At 60.9% G+C, this 17,938-nt stretch carries 16 protein-coding genes and 1 pseudogene; 6 read left to right on the forward strand and 11 right to left on the reverse strand.

All coding sequences use genetic code 11. The annotated features are described in order from the left end of the window. Positions 1-26: 26 nt before the first annotated feature. From OH764_RS06255 to OH764_RS06265, 3 genes are all read right to left on the reverse strand, one after another. Positions 27-860 (reverse strand): CHAD domain-containing protein, encoded by an 834-nt coding sequence (locus tag OH764_RS06255; RefSeq protein ID WP_498848411.1) that lies wholly within the window; start codon positions 858-860, stop codon positions 27-29. Between the two features lie 875 nt (positions 861-1,735). Next, positions 1,736-2,176: a response regulator gene (locus OH764_RS06260; protein ID WP_498848412.1), complete on the reverse strand. Its 441-nt coding sequence runs from the start codon at positions 2,174-2,176 to the stop codon at positions 1,736-1,738. A gap of 161 nt (positions 2,177-2,337) precedes the next feature. Further along, on the reverse strand, positions 2,338-4,176 hold the full coding sequence (locus OH764_RS06265) for a glycoside hydrolase family 15 protein (protein ID WP_498848413.1): 1,839 nt from the start codon (positions 4,174-4,176) through the stop codon (positions 2,338-2,340). Positions 4,177-4,557: 381 nt separating this feature from the next. Here OH764_RS06265 and OH764_RS06270 point away from each other — a divergent pair, with 381 nt between their 5' ends. Both OH764_RS06270 and OH764_RS06275 read left to right on the forward strand, forming a co-directional pair. Then, the gene (locus OH764_RS06270; RefSeq protein ID WP_498848414.1) at positions 4,558-5,520 is read left to right on the forward strand and encodes a quinone oxidoreductase family protein; all 963 of its coding nucleotides are present in this window, start codon (positions 4,558-4,560) and stop codon (positions 5,518-5,520) included. A 33-nt stretch (positions 5,521-5,553) separates the two neighbouring features. Next, positions 5,554-5,748 (forward strand): DUF1427 family protein, encoded by a 195-nt coding sequence (locus tag OH764_RS06275; RefSeq protein WP_498848415.1) that lies wholly within the window; start codon positions 5,554-5,556, stop codon positions 5,746-5,748. Positions 5,749-5,864: 116 nt separating this feature from the next. Here OH764_RS06275 and OH764_RS06280 read toward each other — a convergent pair whose 3' ends face one another. The 3 genes from OH764_RS06280 to OH764_RS06290 are packed head-to-tail and all read right to left on the reverse strand — an operon-like array spanning position 5,865 to position 9,023. Beyond that, positions 5,865-7,427: a class I adenylate-forming enzyme family protein gene (locus tag OH764_RS06280; RefSeq protein ID WP_498848416.1), complete on the reverse strand. Its 1,563-nt coding sequence runs from the start codon at positions 7,425-7,427 to the stop codon at positions 5,865-5,867. 24 nt (positions 7,428-7,451) lie between these two features. Continuing rightward, the gene (locus tag OH764_RS06285) at positions 7,452-8,198 is read right to left on the reverse strand and encodes a Rossmann-fold NAD(P)-binding domain-containing protein (RefSeq protein ID WP_498848417.1); all 747 of its coding nucleotides are present in this window, start codon (positions 8,196-8,198) and stop codon (positions 7,452-7,454) included. 42 nt (positions 8,199-8,240) lie between these two features. After that, entirely contained in the window at positions 8,241-9,023 is a 783-nt protein-coding gene (locus OH764_RS06290) for an enoyl-CoA hydratase/isomerase family protein (RefSeq protein ID WP_498848418.1), read from the reverse strand. A 218-nt stretch (positions 9,024-9,241) separates the two neighbouring features. Here OH764_RS06290 and OH764_RS06295 point away from each other — a divergent pair. Together OH764_RS06295 and OH764_RS06300 are read left to right on the forward strand one after the other, a co-directional pair. After that, positions 9,242-9,734 (forward strand): annotated as a pseudogene (locus tag OH764_RS06295) (AraC family transcriptional regulator ligand-binding domain-containing protein); the annotation flags it as partial. A gap of 222 nt (positions 9,735-9,956) precedes the next feature. Beyond that, complete coding sequence (locus OH764_RS06300) at positions 9,957-10,175, forward strand: helix-turn-helix domain-containing protein (RefSeq protein ID WP_498848768.1); 219 nt, start codon at positions 9,957-9,959, stop codon at positions 10,173-10,175. Positions 10,176-10,215: 40 nt separating this feature from the next. Here the strand turns inward: OH764_RS06300 and OH764_RS06305 are convergent, their stop codons facing one another. The 5 genes from OH764_RS06305 to OH764_RS06325 all read right to left on the reverse strand — a co-directional run bounded on the left by OH764_RS06305 (position 10,216) and on the right by OH764_RS06325 (position 15,006). Then, positions 10,216-11,454: a thiolase family protein gene (locus OH764_RS06305; protein ID WP_498848419.1), complete on the reverse strand. Its 1,239-nt coding sequence runs from the start codon at positions 11,452-11,454 to the stop codon at positions 10,216-10,218. Between the two features lie 51 nt (positions 11,455-11,505). Continuing rightward, complete coding sequence (locus OH764_RS06310) at positions 11,506-11,652, reverse strand: hypothetical protein (RefSeq protein WP_498848420.1); 147 nt, start codon at positions 11,650-11,652, stop codon at positions 11,506-11,508. 22 nt (positions 11,653-11,674) lie between these two features. Further along, the gene (locus OH764_RS06315) at positions 11,675-12,583 is read right to left on the reverse strand and encodes a CaiB/BaiF CoA transferase family protein (RefSeq protein WP_498848421.1); all 909 of its coding nucleotides are present in this window, start codon (positions 12,581-12,583) and stop codon (positions 11,675-11,677) included. Between the two features lie 71 nt (positions 12,584-12,654). Beyond that, positions 12,655-13,824: an acyl-CoA dehydrogenase family protein gene (locus tag OH764_RS06320; RefSeq protein WP_498848422.1), complete on the reverse strand. Its 1,170-nt coding sequence runs from the start codon at positions 13,822-13,824 to the stop codon at positions 12,655-12,657. A 231-nt stretch (positions 13,825-14,055) separates the two neighbouring features. Beyond that, on the reverse strand, positions 14,056-15,006 hold the full coding sequence (locus tag OH764_RS06325) for a LysR family transcriptional regulator (protein WP_498848423.1): 951 nt from the start codon (positions 15,004-15,006) through the stop codon (positions 14,056-14,058). 140 nt (positions 15,007-15,146) lie between these two features. On the opposite strand from OH764_RS06325, the gene OH764_RS06330 reads away from it, so the two are divergent. Together OH764_RS06330 and OH764_RS06335 are read left to right on the forward strand one after the other, a co-directional pair. Continuing rightward, on the forward strand, positions 15,147-16,577 hold the full coding sequence (locus OH764_RS06330; RefSeq protein ID WP_498848424.1) for a sulfatase family protein: 1,431 nt from the start codon (positions 15,147-15,149) through the stop codon (positions 16,575-16,577). Between the two features lie 47 nt (positions 16,578-16,624). Then, positions 16,625-17,926, forward strand: coding sequence for an MFS transporter (locus tag OH764_RS06335; protein WP_498848425.1), 1,302 nt, complete (start codon positions 16,625-16,627; stop codon positions 17,924-17,926). Positions 17,927-17,938 lie beyond the last annotated feature (12 nt).

The following is a 17,938-nucleotide window of genomic DNA, read 5'->3' on the forward strand; positions in this document are numbered from 1 at the left end:
GCGTGTGTGGTGACTGGCCCGCATAACTAACCAAGCAGTTTCGACGCTGCTTTAATCTGGCGCTGCTGTTCTTTCTTCAACGCACGAAGGACTGACGTTGCATCGACGCCTGCAGGCAACGACGAGCGATTCGCGTCGAGCAGGTCACGGCTCGCAACGGCGTCGTTTAGTGCGCCGAAATGCTTCTGTAGCCGCTTGAGTCCCTTCAGTCCGTTGCGCTGTTTTTTGCCCAGCAAGGGCTCGAAGAACTCGATGAGATAGCGCACCTTCTTTCCAGCTTTGCGCACATCGTGATACGAGTTGTAGTCAGAGCTGCCCGCTTTCGACGCGTGGCGCATCCGTTTTTTCAATTGTTGCTGCGCCGTCTTTACCCGCTTTTGCGCGAATTTCCGCAGCGGTGTTCGTGTCGGCGATGTGTTCAACTCCCGGTTCGCTTCGCTCACTGCATTGCGTAGCGTCTTGTCGAGATGTGCGTGACTTAAAGTTTCGGCGCTTTTTTCGGCCGTCTCGTTTCGACTTTTTCTGAATGCATCCAGAAGAGCCTGGTCACTGTCTTTCTCCACGAGCTTGATCAATATGTCCCAGTCGCGCGTGTTGCCCGCTGCGTTGGCCATGAACTTGAAGAGGGCGCGCTGCTCGTTGTCGAATTTTTCATCGAGAATCGGCCGGTACGCCCAGAGCAAAGTACGCAAGCGGCGCAGCGCGATGCGAAGTTTGTGGAGCTTCTCGGCGTCTGCATCGTCCCGCAGAGCCGACACCTGTCCGATGGCCTCGGTGACCAACGGGTTCGCGTAGGTCGCGAAGCTGGATTCCGCCAGCGCGTCACGGTCGGGTATGGGTTTGCTGCCGTCCAAAGTCATGATGGTTCCTCATATTGCGCGATGCACCAGTATGGGCAAAAACCATTCCTTCTGGCCTCCTGACCCGCGCGTGACGCTGCGCGCTGTCAAAGGGCGGGCGGACAACGTTTCTATCGCAGAAAACCTTCGCCGGCCGATTTATGAAGGTTTTGTGAAGGCGATGTCGCCCTCCGCTTTGTAGAAAGTTTCCCTGCGTTGATGCCGGATTTGCATCCGTTGCAATGCTTTGTCATGCGGCACGAAGCGACGTATCAAACCGGGGGGCCGCACAGTCGCCCGCTGCGGTCAGGCCGTTCGCACAGCGCTCGGCAGTGCTGCGTTGCACAAAAATTGCTAGCGTTGTGAATTGGAACACCGCCCCCCGGCGGCATTCGCCACGACTCTCCAACGGGGTACGAAGATGCACGACGCCGAAGCTGCAACAACCTTACTAAATAGATGCCGATTAACGATGGAAGAACTCGACGGAGAGCCATCGGCTCTCGATATGCTGCGAGAAGGAGGGCTTCCTTTCAAGCACTTTCGCGGCGTCTGTCGCAATGTATCGGAACCGGTTGGGGATTGCTTGGAGATAGAATGCCTCGCGTTTGGCGACGGCTCCCATGCGCTGCGTCTGGTGCGGCCCGGCCCAAGACTTGACTCGGCACTATGGACTGCCGTTGCGCCTGAACAGTGCAACGTCGCGACGACTCGATTGAATCCCGAGAAAGAAGAACGGGATGCTCAAACACAGTGAATTTTCCTTCACCGAAGAGCGTGAGCCGGACGACGGTGTGCTTGTTTCGGCGGAAAGCATGGATGAAGCTAATTTCCAATCCGCACCGTCACGACCTAAAGTGACGACGCGCCAAAGTTGGCTACGCGCTCCGATGCAGTCAAGGCCAGCATCGCGAATCGATAGCTCTCCATCGCACCACAATGGGATACTCGGCGCGCTGCGATGAGCGTGCGTAAGTCAGACGTGCGGCGATGAACGTGTCGATGGTATCGAGCAACACTTCAATCGGGGCTGGCTTCCGGAGGAACGCATTCCATGAGCGCATCCCTTCTTCTTCGGGTTCCGGCATGGCTGACAGCAACACGACCGGTATGTCGGAAAATACGGGCCGGCACTTGAGACGCTGGCAAAGCTCTCTGCCGCTCATCTCAGGCATCTCCAGATCGGTGAGGACGAGTTCCGGAAAATCGGCTTGTGCCTTGCGTAGCGCGTCCCATCCATTCCCGGCTAGCACTACCCGGTGGCCGCGACTTTCCAGCGCCAGTTGAAGCGCCCATCTGTTTTCAAGGTCATCGTCGACGAGCAGTACGGTGGACATCACGCGATATTGGTAGAGAGAACTCGACCAACTTTCGCAAGCGGCGTACCTGCCGAGCGTTCACTGCCTGTCCGCCTCCGGTTCCGTCGAACCCTTACACGGTCGTTCCAGACGGGTGTTGCGGCCTGCATCCGGACGGATTGCTGCCCTGTGTCCCAGTGTCAGGTCCACGGAACCTGGTTTCCATCGAGGTCACGGTCTAACCGGTAAGCAGCACTGATCAGGGCGAGGTGAGTCAACGCTTGCGGGAAGTTGCCGAGGGATTCTCCCGTCGTGGCGACTTCCTCTGAGAACAGGCCGACGTGGTTCGCGTAAGCCAGCATCTTCTCGAATACGAGGCGCGCCTCGTCGACTCTTCCGGAGCGCGCGAGAGCCTCGGCGTACCAGAACGAACACGCGCTGAAACCACCCTCCATACCGGGCAGGCCGTCGAGCGTCGAACCGCGCGTGTAGCGGAATATCAGCGGATCCACCTTCAGTTCTGCGCCGATTGCGTCGAGCGTTCCGATCCAGCGAGGGTCCTGCGGGCCGATGAACCGTACCAGTGGCATCATCAGCACGGAGGCGTCGAGCGTGGTCGAGCCCGGAGTCTGGACGAAGGTGTTGCGCTCGGGGTTCCAGAAATTCTCGTGGATGTCGCGATATATCTCGTCCCTTGCGGCGAACCAGTCGCTGAACGGTGCCGGCAAAGAACGCTTCTCAGCAAGCCGCAGGGCGCGGTCAATAGTCACCCAGCACATGAGGCGAGAATGGAGCAGCGGGCGGGCGCCATTTCGCAACTCCCAGATTCCGCTATCCGCCTCCCGCCAGTGGGCGACCACGTACTGCACAGTTCGCGCTACATGACGCCAGCCTTCGTACGATATGCTGACGCCATATTTGTTGTACAGGTACACGGCATCGAGGAGCGCCCCATAGACATCCAGTTGCTTCTGGTCCCGGGCAGCGTTGCCTATCAGAAAGCTACTTGTTGAGCCGCCAAACGGTTCGAGGGCTTCTTCTTCTGGCACAGGCCGACCGTCGACGGCATACATCACCTGGAGGGAGCCGTCCGAAGCGCAGTCCCGGTTCCGGTCCGCAATCCATTGCATGAAATGCTCCGCTTCCTGCGTATAGCCGAGCCGCAATAGCGCATAGACGGAAAACGCGGCATCGCGTATCCACGTAAAGCGGTAGTCCCATCGACGCGAGCCGTCCTGCGATTCAGCAAGTCCGAAGGTGGGCGCCGCGACAATCGCGCCGTGCTCACTCGAGCTGAGTAGCTTAAGGGTAAGCGCCGAGCGGAGAACCATCTCCCGGTATCGACCGCGGTAAGACGACTGGGAAGACCAGCGCTTCCAGAAATCGGCGGTATCGCTGAGCAGCGCCTCACAGTCAATATTCTCTTCCGCGAGCTCTGCCTCAGCACCGAGCACGATGCAAAGCGTGTCGCCTTCGCTAAGCTTCACTGTGGCTTCAACGGTGCCGCGGTCGCATGCAAGTGATGTTGACGCATGGAGGAGAAGAGGTGCGGCGCCATCGTCAGGGACGAACCGGAAGCCCCCCGTTGTCTGCTCGACAGTGTGGCCAGCGCGCCCGTAATTGAAGCGCGGCGTGCAGGAGATCGACAGGTGCATCGAGCCAAATAGAACCTTGACCGCCCGGATCACGCAGTTTGCAGTCGACTGTGAGAGTTTGCCCTTGGAGTCATTGACGACTGGCATGAAATCGACAAGCTCGCAAACACCATCGCCTGTCATGAAGCGGGTCAGGAGGACGTTAGTCTCCGGCAAATACATCTGCTTCGAGGTGAAATCGGCAGAGCATGGAGTGATTGAAAACTGGCCACCTTCTTTATCCAGCAACGCGGCGAAGATGGTGGGCGAATCCATGCGCGGATAGCACATGAAATCAATGGACCCATGGGTGGAAACGAGCGCCGTCGTTTTCATGTTGCCGATAAGGCCACGGCAATTAGTCGCCAAGACTGGCCGTTGACACTCTGTTCGTTGCGAGCCCATTAGCTTTCCCTCAAGCGGAAGCCGCGCGCTCAGCGAGCTCCGGCGTTGGTTTCACGAGCGCTGCACGCAGCACTTTCTGTTCCATGTCAGAACCGATGACTCGATTGTGCCGCTTTTGCGAAGCGGCGGCGGTAGAGGAAAGGCTGCAATAGCAGAGGCTGTAGCCCGTTTCTGCAAACGATAAGTCGCTGCCGAGCCGACTGAGTCTTGATTGCCGCTGTGGGGTGGTGAGTGCCCACGTGAGCACAATCGGACGCTCCGCTGCATTTGTTCGAAACACAGAAGTCCTTGTTGCAACGCCCGCCGCATCACGCATTACACTTTGACTCGTGAATGCATGCACTGACTCCAGTGCAGCCAGAACCGTCAAAGGACCAGGCCATGAAAGCAATTCAATTCCGCTCGTTCGGTGACCCGAGCGTACTCGAGTATCTCGATCTGGAGACCCCGCATGCCGATGCAGAGCAGGCGGTGGTTCAGGTCAAGGCGGCGTCGGTCAATCCTAGTGACGTCAAGAATGTTTCGGGTCACTTCTCGCACACCGTACCTCCGCGAATTCCTGGCCGCGATTTCAGCGGCGTTGTGGTCGAAGGTCCTGCCGAGTGGATCGGAGCAGAGGTTTGGGGCACGGGAGGCGACATTGGTTTCACGCGCGACGGGACTCACGCTGAATTTGTGCAAATTCCCCTGAAAGCGCTGTCGCGCAAGCCGGCCAATCTTTCACACGCCGAAGCCGCTTCCATTGGCGTCAATTTCGTCGTTGCATGGCTAGGCACGGTCGACTACGGACGACTTTCCGCGGGCGAAACCATCGCCGTGATTGGTGCGTCGGGCGGCGTTGGCGGTGCTGTGACGCAAATTGCAAAAGCACGCGGCGCGCGAGTGATAGCAGTGGACCGTCATGAACCGCTTCCGGATTCACCTGCCGGTCGCCTCATCGACCATTACGTGCCTATATCGGAGGACGCAGCACTGCGTGTGCGCGAGCTGGCAAACGGTGGCGTCGACCTCGTCTACGATGCGGTGGGCGGAGTAACGTTTGAGCTCGCGCTTTCGCTTGCGAAGCGGCGCGGGCGCGTGGTTGAAATCAGTGCCACTGGCAAGCGGCGCGTCGAATTCGACCTGATTGATTTTTATCACAACGAGACACAGCTATACGGGGCGGACAGCGCGAAGCTTGGCGTTGCTGACTCTGCACCCTTCATGGATGCGCTGAGAGCCGAGTTTGAGAAAGGAAGCTTCGAGCCGCCGGTGATTGCGCAACGATACGCGCTGGAAAATGCAAAGGCTGCATACGAGGCGGTCCAGGCTGGGACCCGTGGGCGTGTTGTGCTCGAAATGTGAGCGTTGTTTCCCTGCTCGGAACTGGAAAACTTCATGAAACCTTACCTCGTGTCGCTCGCTGTCGGAATGTTGGTCGGGCTCGTCTATAGCGTTATCAACGTGAAGTCGCCGGCGCCGCCGACGATCGCGCTTGTCGGTCTGCTCGGCATGCTCGCAGGGGAGAGTGTGCTTCCTTTCGTACGCCACGTGCTTGCGCATGGAATCAGCCAGGTCGCGAACGCAGCTTGAATCGTGACAGGTAAGATGTTGAAAGGGACGGCGAGCTTATCGCCGTCCGCATCAGTGCCGCAAGCAAGTCAATTCGACTGGCGACGCCGCGCTGGCAGGGCACGCTTACGGCACGCTCAGACGGACCGCCACTGTCCTTCCCAGAACCGCGCGCGTATTTCCCGTTTGAGTATCTTGCCCACCGCACTACGCGGCAGGTCCGTCCAGAACTCCACCGATTTGGGCGCCTTGACGCTCCCCAGCGCCTGCTTGCATAGATCGATCAGGTGCGCTTCCGAGATTTCCTGACCCGGCTTGAGTTGCACGATGGCCTTGACGGCCTCGCCCCACTTTCCGTCCGGCACGCCAACCACCGCACAATCCAATACGGCCGGATGCGCGTTGATCGCAGCCTCGACTTCGGCGGGGAAGATGTTGAAGCCACCGCTGACGATCATGTCCTTCATGCGGTCCACGATGGTAATGAACCCCCGCGCGTCCCGTATGCCGATGTCGGTCGTGTGGTGCCATCCGCTGGCCGAGACCGCGCTCGAATCCTCGGGCTTTTTGTAGTAGCCGGCCATCACCATGGCTGAGCGCACGACGATCTCTCCGCGCACGCCGGGGCCGACAAGGGCGCCATCGTCGCCCATGATCTCGACACGCGCGAACGGCACGGCACGCCCGGCCGAGCGCAACGCGCCCTCGTCGAACTCGCCCGATTCCAGCAGGTAGTCGGCAGGTTGTTTGGCGACGACGGGGAACAGGCATTCGCTCTGCCCGTAAACCTCGTAGATGACCGGGCCAATGCGACGTACCGCTTCCTTCAGTTTCTCCGGCGCAATCGGGGCGGCACCTACGGCAATGCATCGCAGAGACGACGTGTCCGCGTGGTCCAACGCCGGAGAACTCAGCAACGCGTAGACAATCGTCGGCGGCAGGAATAAATGCGTGATGCGCTCGCGGGCGATGGTATCGAGTACCTTGTAGGCATCGAAGCTCGGTAGCACCACCGTCGCGCCGCCACGAACCGCCGCAGCGAGCGTCACGAAGCAGGCCGCGTGGGTGAGCGGCGCGACGGCCAGCACGCGGGTCTCGTGGTCCATGTCGAGTGCGGAAAACACCGAGATCAAACTCATCTCGACGGCTCGGTTGGTCAGCAGCGCACCTTTCGACGGGCCTGTGGTGCCCCCGGTGGGCTGGAGTACCGCGAGGCGGTCCTCGTCCACCTCGGTTTCGGGCAAGGTTAGGTTTTGATGCGACGAAATCCATTCGGCGAAATTCGCTCCATGCTCCGAAGCGCGGTCGAGACAAATGAATGTCTTCGTGCGCGGCAGACCAGTTTTCATTGCCGGAACGAACGCCTCGTAGCTGCTGTGGAAGAAAACGAGATCGCAGTCCGCATAGTCGAGAACGGCAATATTGGTTTCAACCGCATTGCGCGTATGGATCGAAACCCAAACCATGCTGGCGCGGTTTATCGCGATCTGCAGCAGACTGATGCGGTAATCGTTTGGCGCGTAGATGGCGATGTGGGCTCCAAGCCCCAGCGTATCGTCGGTACGCAGTGCATGGGCGACGGCATAGACGAGCTTCTGCGCTTCGGCGAAGTCGATACGGATCGTGCCGTCGCCGTCCACAAAAGCCTCCCGGTTCGGGTAGCGCGATGCGGCGGCGTCGAAATAGTCGGACAGTTGCATCCTGGTCTCCTCTGGTTGGCTAGTTCAGCGCGTACCGCAGTCGATGTCTAGCGTTTGCGCGTTCAGATACGCGTTCTCGATCACGTGACGGACCAAACCAGCGAACTCCTCCGCCTTACCCATGCGTCGCGGGAACAGCATTTTGTCGATGAGACCGTCGGACACTTTCGCCGGCATGCCGGCCGACATGCCGGATTCAAACAACCCAGGCGAAATGGCCACGACACGGATGCCGTGTTCGGCAAGATAGCGAGCGATCGGCAGCGTCATGCCGACCACGCCGGCCTTGCTGGCGCTGTACGCCGCTTGTCCCATTTGACCCGCCTTGGCCGCACCCGACGCGGTATTGATAATGACGCCGCGCTCGCCGCTGGCGTCCGGTGAATTTGCCGTCATGGCCAACGCCGCGTGGCGAACCACGTTGAAGGTGCCGGTCAGATTGACGCCGAGCACGCGGTTCCACAATTCGGTTGGGAACAACTCGCTTTTAGAAATCGTCTTGCAGGGACCGAGAATGCCCGCGCAGTTGACCGCGATATGCACCGCACCACGCACGTCGCGGACCCTCTCCACGGCGGCCATCACGCTACGCTCGTCCGAGACATCGACGGCCACGCCCATCATGTCGGGCCCGAGCACCTCGGCCACCTTTGCGCCATCGAGATCAAATCCCACCACCTTTGCACCGGCAGCACGCAACGTTTTGCAGGTTGCCAGCCCGAGGCCGGATGCCGCGCCCGTCACGATGGCGACTTTGTCATTCAGGTTCATTTGATCCTTTCCCATGCTGCCGAACAGGTTTCGGCCGTTCCATCAACGCCCCACGAACCGGGGGGCACGTTTTTCTTCAAACGCTGCTAAACCTTCGTGCATGTCATGGCTTTGCTCATGCAGCGCGCTCATCAGCAGTTCCTGCCGCAACGCCACTTCAAGCGGCTGCTGAAGACCGTCGTCGACCAGTGCCTTCATACGAGCGAGGCCAAGCGGGCTCTTGGCGGCCATCGCCGCCACCAGCGCGCCGACCGCCGTCAGGAGCGCCGGGTCATCGACGATCTCATTGACGAGGCCGGCCAACTTCATGTGCTCGGCGGACACGAACTCGCCTGTGAACATCAGGTACTTCGCGCGCGTCGGTCCTATCTTGCGAGGCAGCCGTACCGACCCGCCGCCGCCTGGCAGCAGGCCGTAGTTAGCGTGTGCGTCGCCGAACTGCGCCGAGCGTGCCGCCACGACCAGATCGCAGCACAAGACCATCTCCAGGCCGCCTGCCAGTGCCATGCCGTTGACCGCAGCGATTACCGGCTTCGGGAATGCTTCGAGCCGGTTCAGTAACACCAGAAAGTCGCCAAGAAAACTTCCGACGCCGTCTCCCTCGCCGGTGCTGCGCACGAACTTCAAATCGGCGCCGGCGCAAAAAGCGCGTCCTGTGCCGCAAAGGACAACGGCACGTACCTCGTTAGACGTTGCTGCAAGGTCGAGCCCGTGCATTAGCCCCTGAACCACCGCGGGCGAGATGGAGTTCATGGCTTCGGGGCGATTCAACGTGAGCCAGATTGCACCGTCGCGAACCTCCGTGAGAACAGCTGCTGCGTGCATAAGTAGAGGCTCCATCTGCGGGACACTTGATACATAGATCTTAGAAGCCTCGCGTCAAATCGCGATGGCGTATCCATTCATCTTCTTTGCGGATCCGCTCAACTCATCGGCGTAAGCGCGGTAAATCTGATTAAATGACATGCATGTCTGGTCAAACGCATACGGTTCCCGTCAGTCTGGTGCATGGCTCGCTTGTGGGGGCCAGGGAACAGGCCGCCATGTCGCACGCGAAGATTGCCGCGTTGCTGGAAGGCTGCGGGATTTCCCCTGCCGTGCTCGACGATCCACGTGCGCGGATCACGCCGAAGCAGTACGGAGCGCTACTGAGACAACTGATCGTGGCGCTCGACGACGAGTGCATCGGTTTTCTGTCGCATCCAATGCGGCCCGGCGGCTTTGCACTGATCATTCGCTCCGCGCTCGGCGCGCCCAGCCTGGAAGTTGCCATGCGCCGCGCGGCACACATTCCGGCTGCTGCAACACGACGTAGCGCTGCACTACGCACGCGAAGATGCGCTTGCCGGCTTCACGCTGCAGTTCTCCGACGCCGAAGTTGCCCATCGCCACATTGCCCACGACGTATTGATGCGAGTGTTCTGGCATATGCTCGCGTGGCTCAAAGGCGATCGCCTGCCGCCGCGCAAAGTCGACTTCAGTTACGAAGTGCCGCAGTGGGGCGCATTTCACACCATCATGTTTCCGTGCCAGGTCCAGTTCGGCCAAGCCCGCTCGGCGGTCTGGTTCGATGCGGCGGCGTTGAACGCGCCGGTGCGGCGTGACGAAGCCGCACTGCGCGCGCTGATCGAAAACGCGCCTGGCAATTTCGTCTTGCCGCACCCCGGCGATTACGCCACGCGCGCGCAGGTGCGGGCGGTCCTGCTGCAAAGAGAGCCGGACTGGCCCGACATGGACGCGGTAGCGGGGCGCCTTTACATGTCGATCAGTACGCTTCAGCGCCGCCTCGCTGCAGAAGGCATCACGTTCCAGACACTGAAGGATCAGTTACGCAAAGACCTGGCCATTGAGCGGTTGAATACCGGCACATTGCCGATTGCGGAATTGGCGGCCCAGCTTGGATTCGCCGATACCACCGCTTTCAACCGCGCCTTCAAGGCGTGGACCGGCACCACGCCTGGGTCATATCGGCGCTGACCCGCCGGTGGTATCCGGGTGCGGTAGAAATCTGCAGGGCTCAGCGCCCGAGAATGGTCACGCAAGCAACAGCCTCTTCGACCCCATAGAGTCCGCCGCCATTCTCAGCCACGGCGATGCTTGCCCCATCGACCTGACGGGGTCCAGCCTCGCCGCGCAACTGCGTCACCAGTTCATGCATCTGGGCAATCCCCGTTGCGCCTACCGGGTGCCCCTTCGACTCCAACCCGCCCGATGGATTGACCGGAATGCGGCCACCGATCGAGGTGTCGCCGCGTTCGGAAGCCGGGCCGCCTTCGCCCCACTCAAAGAATCCGAGGTTCTCGATCTGGACGATTTCGCCCATTGCGGTCGCGTCATGCACTTCCGCCACCGATACATCGCGCGGGCCGACGCCAGCCGCCTCATACGCCCGCCGGGCCGCATGTACGGTGAGGTGGTTGCGCACGTCGGTATAGTTTCGATCGCTGCCGGTCTGAATCACCGACGACAGCACGCGCACAGCGCGGTGCGTATCGAGGCCCAGCCGGCGCAACGCAGTGCCCGTGCACAATATCGCGGCTGCGGCGCCGTCCGATACTGGCGAACACATCGGCACCGTGAGCGGGTAGGTGATTGGCGCCGCCGCGAGCACCTCGTCAATGGTGTATGCAGTGCGGTATTGCGACAGCGGGTTGTGCACCGAATGCGCGTGATTCTTCGCCGCGACTGCCGCAATCTGGCGCTGCGTGGTGCCAAAGCGTTTCATGTGAGCGCGCGCGAAGGCTGCATAGACATCCATGAACACGCTGTACGGTTTCGGCGAGGTCGTGCCCGGCGGCACCTCGACGCCTTCACCCATGCGAAGCAGATCGGCGTGCACGTCGGCCGCGCATGAGATGTCCAGCGCGCTGTCGAAAACGGAGAACATGCGGCTGCGATCCGCCGAGTACATCTTCTCGGCACCCACCGCCAGCGCAATATCGCCGGCACCTGCCTTCAAGTGGTTGACCGCCAGCGTGAACGCGCTGCTTCCACTGGCGCAGGCGTTTTCGATATTGACCACCGGAATACGGCTGATGCCCATGTCGCGCAGGGCAATCTGGCCGCGGATCATCTGCTGGCCCTCCATGTGCCCTTGCGATGCATTGCCGAAGAAGGCCGCTTCGATGGAATTCTTCTGCAGGCCGGCGTCTTTCAACGCAGCTTCTGTCGCCTGGCGAACCATGGCCTTGAGGCTCACCTCCGTCAGACGTCCGAACGGCGTCATACCAACGCCCACAACATAAATTTCGCTCATGCTCCTGCTCCTGAAGTTCTCCGGGATCGCTGTGATTGCGTGTGGTGTGGGTCACAATTGACGCTGCAACAGCGCTACGTTGTCTTCTCCGACGACGGGCACGCCGCTCACCGGCCCGGAACGCACACCATCGAATATCAGCGGCTGCGCTACGTGCCAGCGCCGCCTGCCATCGGCATCCATGGCCTGCGTGAACATGCCGCGCGCCCGGAAATGCGGGTCATCTACCACTTCGTCGAGCGTATTGACGGCCCCCCCATGGAATACCGGCGCCGTCCAGCAAGGTCGCCCATTCAGCGCGCGGCAGACCTGAAATGGCTTGCCCGATTCGCTTCCGCAATTCGGCCTCACGCTGGACGCGCTCGTCATGCGTAGCGTTGACGACATCGGGCATGTCCAGCAGTCCGCAAAGCGGCTTCCAGAACCAGTCTTCGTAAGCAATCGAGAGCGACAGCAGCTGGCCATCCGCGCAGCGGTAGATGCCGTAGCCCGGTTCGGCATTAATTTGCGCGAGTCCAGGCGGGCCGCCGTTCATCAGCGGGCTGAGCGATACCGCCATCCAGGACACGAGGCCGTCGGTCATCGACACGTCCACATGGCGGCCCTTGTTCGTCTTCGTGCGCTCCAGCAACGCTGAGAGGCATCCGGTCAGCGCGAACATGGCTGCCGTCAGATCGCCGATCGCCAACTCCGGCAGTGGCTCGATCCTGCCGGTCTCGGCCTGCCGGAACAGCAACCCCGAGATCGCCTGGTATGACAGGTCGTGCGCCGGCCGGTCGCGATACGGGCCATGCTGACCGAAACCGGAGATCGACACATACACGCAGCGCGGGTTGATCGCGGCCACGTCGTTGTAGCCAAAGCCCAACCCATCCATCGTGCCGGGGCGGAAACCTTCCATCAGCACGTCGGCGGTGGCGATCAAGCTGCGCAGGGCATCTCTGCCTGCCGTGGTCTTCAGGTCCAGGGCAACAGAGCGCTTGTTGCGGTTCAACGCGGCATGGAAATCCGGCTGCATGCGAGCGGGGTCGCCTGCGGGTGGGCGTTCCACCAGAATGACCTCTGCTCCCAGATCTGCCATCACCAGCGTTGCAAACGGGCCGGGATACTGTTGCGCGAGCGAAAGCACGCGAATACCCTCGAGCGGCAATGTCATGTCGTCTCCGTGAAAGCGCTTGTTGTGCGGACAACCGCCGCTGCTCAAGCCAGCGAGCATGCGATGATCAGCTTCTGGATGTGGCTCGTGCCTTCGTAGATACTCGTCACGCGCACGTCGCGGTAATAGCGCTCAACCGGGAAATCCGTGAGGTAGCCGTAGCCGCCGTGAATCTGCAGCGCCTGCGAGCAGACCTTCTCCGCCATCTCGCTGGCGAACAGCTTCGCAATGGAGGCTTCCTTGCCGCATTCCATGCCGGCTTCGCAAAGCCGTGCCGCGTGCAGGCAATACTGAAAGGCCACGTCGACTTGCGCAGCCATGTCGGCCAGATCGAATGCGACGCCCTGCAGTTCGATGATTGTCTTTCCGGAAACCTCGCGCTCGTTCGCATACTGAAGCGCAGCTTCCAGGGCACCCCGAGCAGCGCCTGCCGCTATGAAGGCGATGCCGATACGGCCATCCGACAGGCTTCCAAGGATGGTCGAATATCCGCTGCCCTCTTCGGCCAGCAGGCTGGTCGCCGGAGCGCGGAAATTGTCGAACACGATTTGTGCGGTGTGCGCCGTATGCTGGCCGAGCTTGCTTTCGATGCGGCTGACCTGGTAGCCCGCCTGACTGGGGTCGATAACGAAGGTGCTCCAGCCCTTCTTGCCTTTGGACTTGTCCGTCTGCGCCAGAACAACGGCCACGCCGGCTTGGCTGCCGTTGGAGACGAATTGCTTGGTGCCGTTGAGCACGAAGCAATCACCGTCGCGCTGTGCAGTGGCACGCAAGGCTGCAGTGTCTGAGCCGGCTTGCGGCTCGGAAATCAGCGTCGCACCAATCGCCTCGCCACGCGCCATCGCCGGCAGGTAGGCGCGCTTCTGTGCTTCAGTGCCGTTGGCGGCAATGCACATTGCAGTGATGTTGTGGACGTGCAGGATGGTGGCCAAGCCCGCATCGACAGCGGCGAACTCATGTTGTGCGAGACAGAACTCGACAAATCCAGCCCCGACGCCGCCATACTCTTCGGGAATCAACATGCCCAAAAAGCCGCCATTGGCCAGCGTTTTCAGTTCTGCATGCGGCCAGGCTGAGGTCCGATCGCGCTCTGCCGCAGTGGGTGCGACGACTCCGGCAGCCAAACGACGTGCTGCGTCGCGAATCATGATCTGCTGCTCAGTGAGAAAGGCGGTGGACCGGTCTGCCATGGTGTGCCCTTGCTGAAGCGGCATCGAGGGATGCCAATACGTGAGGTGTTTCCGTGTGCGCCGAGCCACGCTGGCTCATCCCACGCTGTCGGTGTAGAGGCATCTTAGGCGGGTGACCGGTCCCTTAGCGAGTGCGGATCTGTGCAAGTTCATTGCAGATCTGAGCAAGGCAGAAAACGCGCGGTCATTCCAGCGTTACGCGTTGTAGATCGAGGGCGACACCGCGATTGGTCAATTTACTTGGGTCTACGAACCTTACGCCAGCAGCAAGCTTGAAATCCGCTTTTCAGCTAACTCAATACAGGTTAGCGCGACGGGCAAGACAGGATTCGCCGACGAGTGGTTATAGAACACCTGCACCGTCTCCAGAAAGCGAGTTCCTTCTAACGGAAGAATCACGAGTTTCTCGCGTTGCACGCCTTGCCGCGCGACTGCGAGCGGCATCAGCGCAAGAAAGGGATACGAAGCGATCATTGCTTCGTTCGCTTGCAACGAAATGGATTGCACGCAGCCATCGGGAAACTCGAGTTCGTGTTCGTGCATCCACGCTTGCAGCGAGAGAAAGGTGGGCGCTTCGCGCGGCGGCAGGATCCACGGCAGCCCGGCGAGATCGGACGCGCCGATCGTGCGGCGCCCGGCGAGCGGATGCTCGCGTCCGCAGACCACGACGATCGGATCATTGAGCACAGCGTGCGAAGCAAATGCGGCCGTGTCGGCGCGCGGCGGCCCCGTGCGGCTCAGAACGAAATCGAGCGCGCCGGCGGCGAGCATCGGAAACAGGCGGTCGCTGGTGGCCTCGAAAAAGCTTACGTTCACATGCGGCGCGTGTTTTTTCAGTTCGACCACGAGTTCGGGGGCGAACACGGGCATCACGGTCGCGACCGCGCCGACGGAAATCTTGCCCGAGATGCCGCTCGTCAACGCATCGACCTCGAAGCGCGCCTGCTCAAGCTGATGGAATACCTCGCGAGCGCGCTTCATCAGCGCCTCGCCGACCGGCGTGAAGAACAGCCGGTTGCCCACACGCGTCAGCACGGGCACGCCCAGACCCGCTTCCAGTTCTGCAAGCTGCTTCGATATAGCAGGTTGCGTCACGTTGAGCTTTTCGGCGACGAGCCGGATTTGCCCAAGGCTGTCGAACATTGTGAGCAGACGCAGATGACTGAGCTTCAATCCAGCTTGGAAGAAGCGCTCGATCGGATCCATAAGCAATGGCCTGACGCGAAAGCGAATAACGAATAGTTATTCGCTTTTCACAAAATGTCAATTGCACGTCATGCGGCGTTGGACCACTATAAACTGCAGGAGACGCGGCAATATCGACTACAAGCCGCAGAGACAGCGCCATGAAGCCCACCAATGTCCTTTTCATTCTGTCCGACGAACATCAGCACGACCTGATGGGATGCGCCGGACACCCCCTCATCAAGACGCCAGCGCTCGATGCGCTCGCGCAGCGCGGCACGCGCTTCAGCAACGCGTACACACCGTCGCCGATCTGCGTGCCGGCCCGCGCGAGTCTCGCGACGGGGCGCTATGTTCACGACATCCGCTGCTGGGACAACGCAATCGCATACGACGGCAGCACGCCTGGCTGGGCGCAGCATCTGTCGGCGAGCGGCTTGCTGACAGAGTCTATCGGCAAGCTGCACTACAAGACGGAGGCGTCGCCCGTTGGCTTTCGCAAGCAGCATCACGCGGTGCACATTCTCGATGGCATCGGCCAGGTGTGGGGCTCGGTGCGCAATCCGATGCCCGAGACGATGGGCCGCTCTCCGCTCTACGACAAGATCGGTCCGGGCATGTCCGATTACAACCGCTTCGACATGCGCGTGGCCGATACGGCGTGCGACTGGCTCGGCGCACACAGCCGCGACGACAAACCCTGGGTGCTGTTCGTCGGCCTCGTTGCGCCGCATTTTCCGCTCGTCGTGCCGCAAGAATTCTTCGATCTTTATGATCCAGACGCGATCGACCTGCCGGCGCTGCATCCGTCGACGGGTTACGTGCGGCATCCGTGGGTCGAACGTCAGGCGCGGCATATGGATCACGACGCCGCGATCGGCAGCGACGAGCGTCGGCGCCTTGCCGTCGCGTGCTATTACGCGCTCGTGTCGTTTCTCGACGCGCAGGTCGGCAAGGTGCTCGCCGCGCTGCGTGAGAACGGGCTCGACGAATCGACGACGATCATCTACAGCAGCGATCACGGCGACAACCTCGGCAAGCGCGGCATGTGGAACAAGTGCCTGATGTACCGCGAGTCGACGGGCGTGCCGATGATTGTCGCCGGTCCGGACATTCCGGCGGGGAAGGTGAGCGGCACGCCGGTGTCGCTGGTCGACATCCAGAATACGCTGCTCGACTGCACGGGCTGCGATGCGGAGATGATCGACGGTCCGGGCGAGTCGCTGGTTAAACTCGCCCGCATGGACGACGTGCCTGAGCGCCTCGCATTCAGCGAATATCACGCCGTTGGATCGGAGAGCGCAGCCTACATGGTCGCCGACAGCCGCTATAAGTATCACCATTACGTCGGCATGCGGCCGGAACTGTTCGATCTGAAGAACGACCCGGAAGAGTTGCGCGACCTGGCGCCGTTGCCGGAATACGCCGATGTGCTCGCGAGTTTCGAACGGCAGCTTCGGACGCTGGTCGATCCCGAGGCTGCCGATGCTGCCGCCAAGTCTGATCAGGACAGACTGGTGCAAGCATTCGGCGGCCGGGACGCCGCGTTGAGAACAGGCACGCCCGCGGCGACACCCGTACCGGTCGAATAGCGCGTGCCATAGACATTCCGATAAAAAACCATGATGGAGACAACTCGATGGCCTCAGCAGACATTGCGGCGGTTGCCCGCCAGCCCGCGGTCAGGCAGAAGTGGAAGACGGTGATTCTCGCAAGCCTCGGCGGCTCGCTGGAGATTTACGACTTCATCATCTACGGCGTGTTCGCGCGTGAAATCGCGCGGCAGTTCTTTCCCGCAACGGATCCACTGGCGTCGTTGATCAGCACGTTCGGCGTGTTCGCGATCGGCTACGTGTCGCGTCCGTTAGGCGGCATCGTGTTGAGCAGTCTCGGCGACCGCTTCGGGCGGCGCGTGATTTTTCTGGTCTCCGTGCTGGCGATGTCGGCAGCGACCATCGGCATCGGGCTGATTCCGGGCTATGCGTCGATCGGCGTGATGGCGCCCGTGCTGCTAGTGCTGCTGCGTCTCGCACAAGGCTTTTTCCTCGCGGGCGAATTGCCTTGCTCGATCACGTACGTCGTTGAAGAGATTCCGGTGCGAGCAAGTCTCGTCAGCGGACTTGTGATCTTCTGCCTGAATTCCGGCGTACTGACGGCGACGCTGATCAGCCTCGCGCTGCACTCGCTGCTCAACGCCGCCGACGCGCTCGCGTTCGGCTGGCGCATTGCTTTCATCTTCGGCGGCGTAATCGGACTGGTCTCGTACTGGCTGCGCACTTCGCTCGAAGAATCGAACGAATATCAGCGGCTCAAGAGTCACAAGGTTAAGCGTCCGTTCAGGAAGGTGCTGACCGATTACCCGAAGCAGGTCGCGATCGGGGTCGGCGTGGCGGGGATTGTGAATGCGTCGAACAGCCTCCTTTTCGTCGTGCTGCCGTCGTACCTGACGACCGTCCTCCACTACGCGCCTACGGCAGTCAGCGCCGGACAGAACCTCGGTATCGCGACGATGTCTGCGTCGCTGCTGTTATTCGCGTGGCTCGGCGATTCGGTGCCTTCGCGGCATTGGCATCGCATCGGTTCGCTTCTGATGCTGTTCGGCAGCTATCCGTTTTACCGTCTCGTGGCCGCGCATGGCATTGATCCGCTGTTTGCGTTCGTGATCATCGGCATCGTCGGCGGCTTTGTGAACGGCGCGTACGCATATCTGCTCGCCGATCTTTTTCCGACCAACGTGCGTTTCAGCGGCATCGCGCTGTCGCTCAACCTCGCGACCGTGCTGTTCACAGGCATTACGCCGCTGGTCGTGACGCAACTGCTGCATCACACCGGCGCATTGACCGCGCCTGGCATCTTCCTGACGGTCGTCGCGCTGATCGCGTTGATCGCAGGCAGTTTCGTCGGCCGCTTCGGCGGACAGATTGAACGCGTGGCGACCTGAACGGGAGATCGG

The sequence above is a fragment of the Burkholderia sp. M6-3 genome (genome assembly GCF_050858985.1).
GTDB lineage: Bacteria > Pseudomonadota > Gammaproteobacteria > Burkholderiales > Burkholderiaceae > Paraburkholderia > Paraburkholderia caledonica.

Excerpts from the sequence above, each read along its gene's own strand:
- OH764_RS06320 (WP_498848422.1), bottom strand. The coding sequence starts at position 13,824 with ATGCCGCTTCAGCAAGGGCACACCATGGCAGACCGGTCCACCGCCTTT.
- OH764_RS06310 (WP_498848420.1), bottom strand. The coding sequence starts at position 11,652 with ATGTTCACGCAGGCCATGGATGCCGATGGCAGGCGGCGCTGGCACGTA.
- OH764_RS06290 (WP_498848418.1), bottom strand. The coding sequence starts at position 9,023 with ATGCACGCAGCAGCTGTTCTCACGGAGGTTCGCGACGGTGCAATCTGG.
- OH764_RS06255 (WP_498848411.1), bottom strand. The coding sequence starts at position 860 with ATGACTTTGGACGGCAGCAAACCCATACCCGACCGTGACGCGCTGGCG.
- OH764_RS06270 (WP_498848414.1), top strand. The coding sequence starts at position 4,558 with ATGAAAGCAATTCAATTCCGCTCGTTCGGTGACCCGAGCGTACTCGAG.
- OH764_RS06265 (WP_498848413.1), bottom strand. The coding sequence starts at position 4,176 with ATGGGCTCGCAACGAACAGAGTGTCAACGGCCAGTCTTGGCGACTAAT.
- OH764_RS06275 (WP_498848415.1), top strand. The coding sequence starts at position 5,554 with ATGAAACCTTACCTCGTGTCGCTCGCTGTCGGAATGTTGGTCGGGCTC.
- OH764_RS06280 (WP_498848416.1), bottom strand. The coding sequence starts at position 7,427 with ATGCAACTGTCCGACTATTTCGACGCCGCCGCATCGCGCTACCCGAAC.
- OH764_RS06325 (WP_498848423.1), bottom strand. The coding sequence starts at position 15,006 with ATGGATCCGATCGAGCGCTTCTTCCAAGCTGGATTGAAGCTCAGTCAT.
- OH764_RS06260 (WP_498848412.1), bottom strand. The coding sequence starts at position 2,176 with ATGTCCACCGTACTGCTCGTCGACGATGACCTTGAAAACAGATGGGCG.
- OH764_RS06285 (WP_498848417.1), bottom strand. The coding sequence starts at position 8,198 with ATGAACCTGAATGACAAAGTCGCCATCGTGACGGGCGCGGCATCCGGC.
- OH764_RS06330 (WP_498848424.1), top strand. The coding sequence starts at position 15,147 with ATGAAGCCCACCAATGTCCTTTTCATTCTGTCCGACGAACATCAGCAC.
- OH764_RS06305 (WP_498848419.1), bottom strand. The coding sequence starts at position 11,454 with ATGAGCGAAATTTATGTTGTGGGCGTTGGTATGACGCCGTTCGGACGT.
- OH764_RS06335 (WP_498848425.1), top strand. The coding sequence starts at position 16,625 with ATGGCCTCAGCAGACATTGCGGCGGTTGCCCGCCAGCCCGCGGTCAGG.
- OH764_RS06300 (WP_498848768.1), top strand. The coding sequence starts at position 9,957 with ATGTCGATCAGTACGCTTCAGCGCCGCCTCGCTGCAGAAGGCATCACG.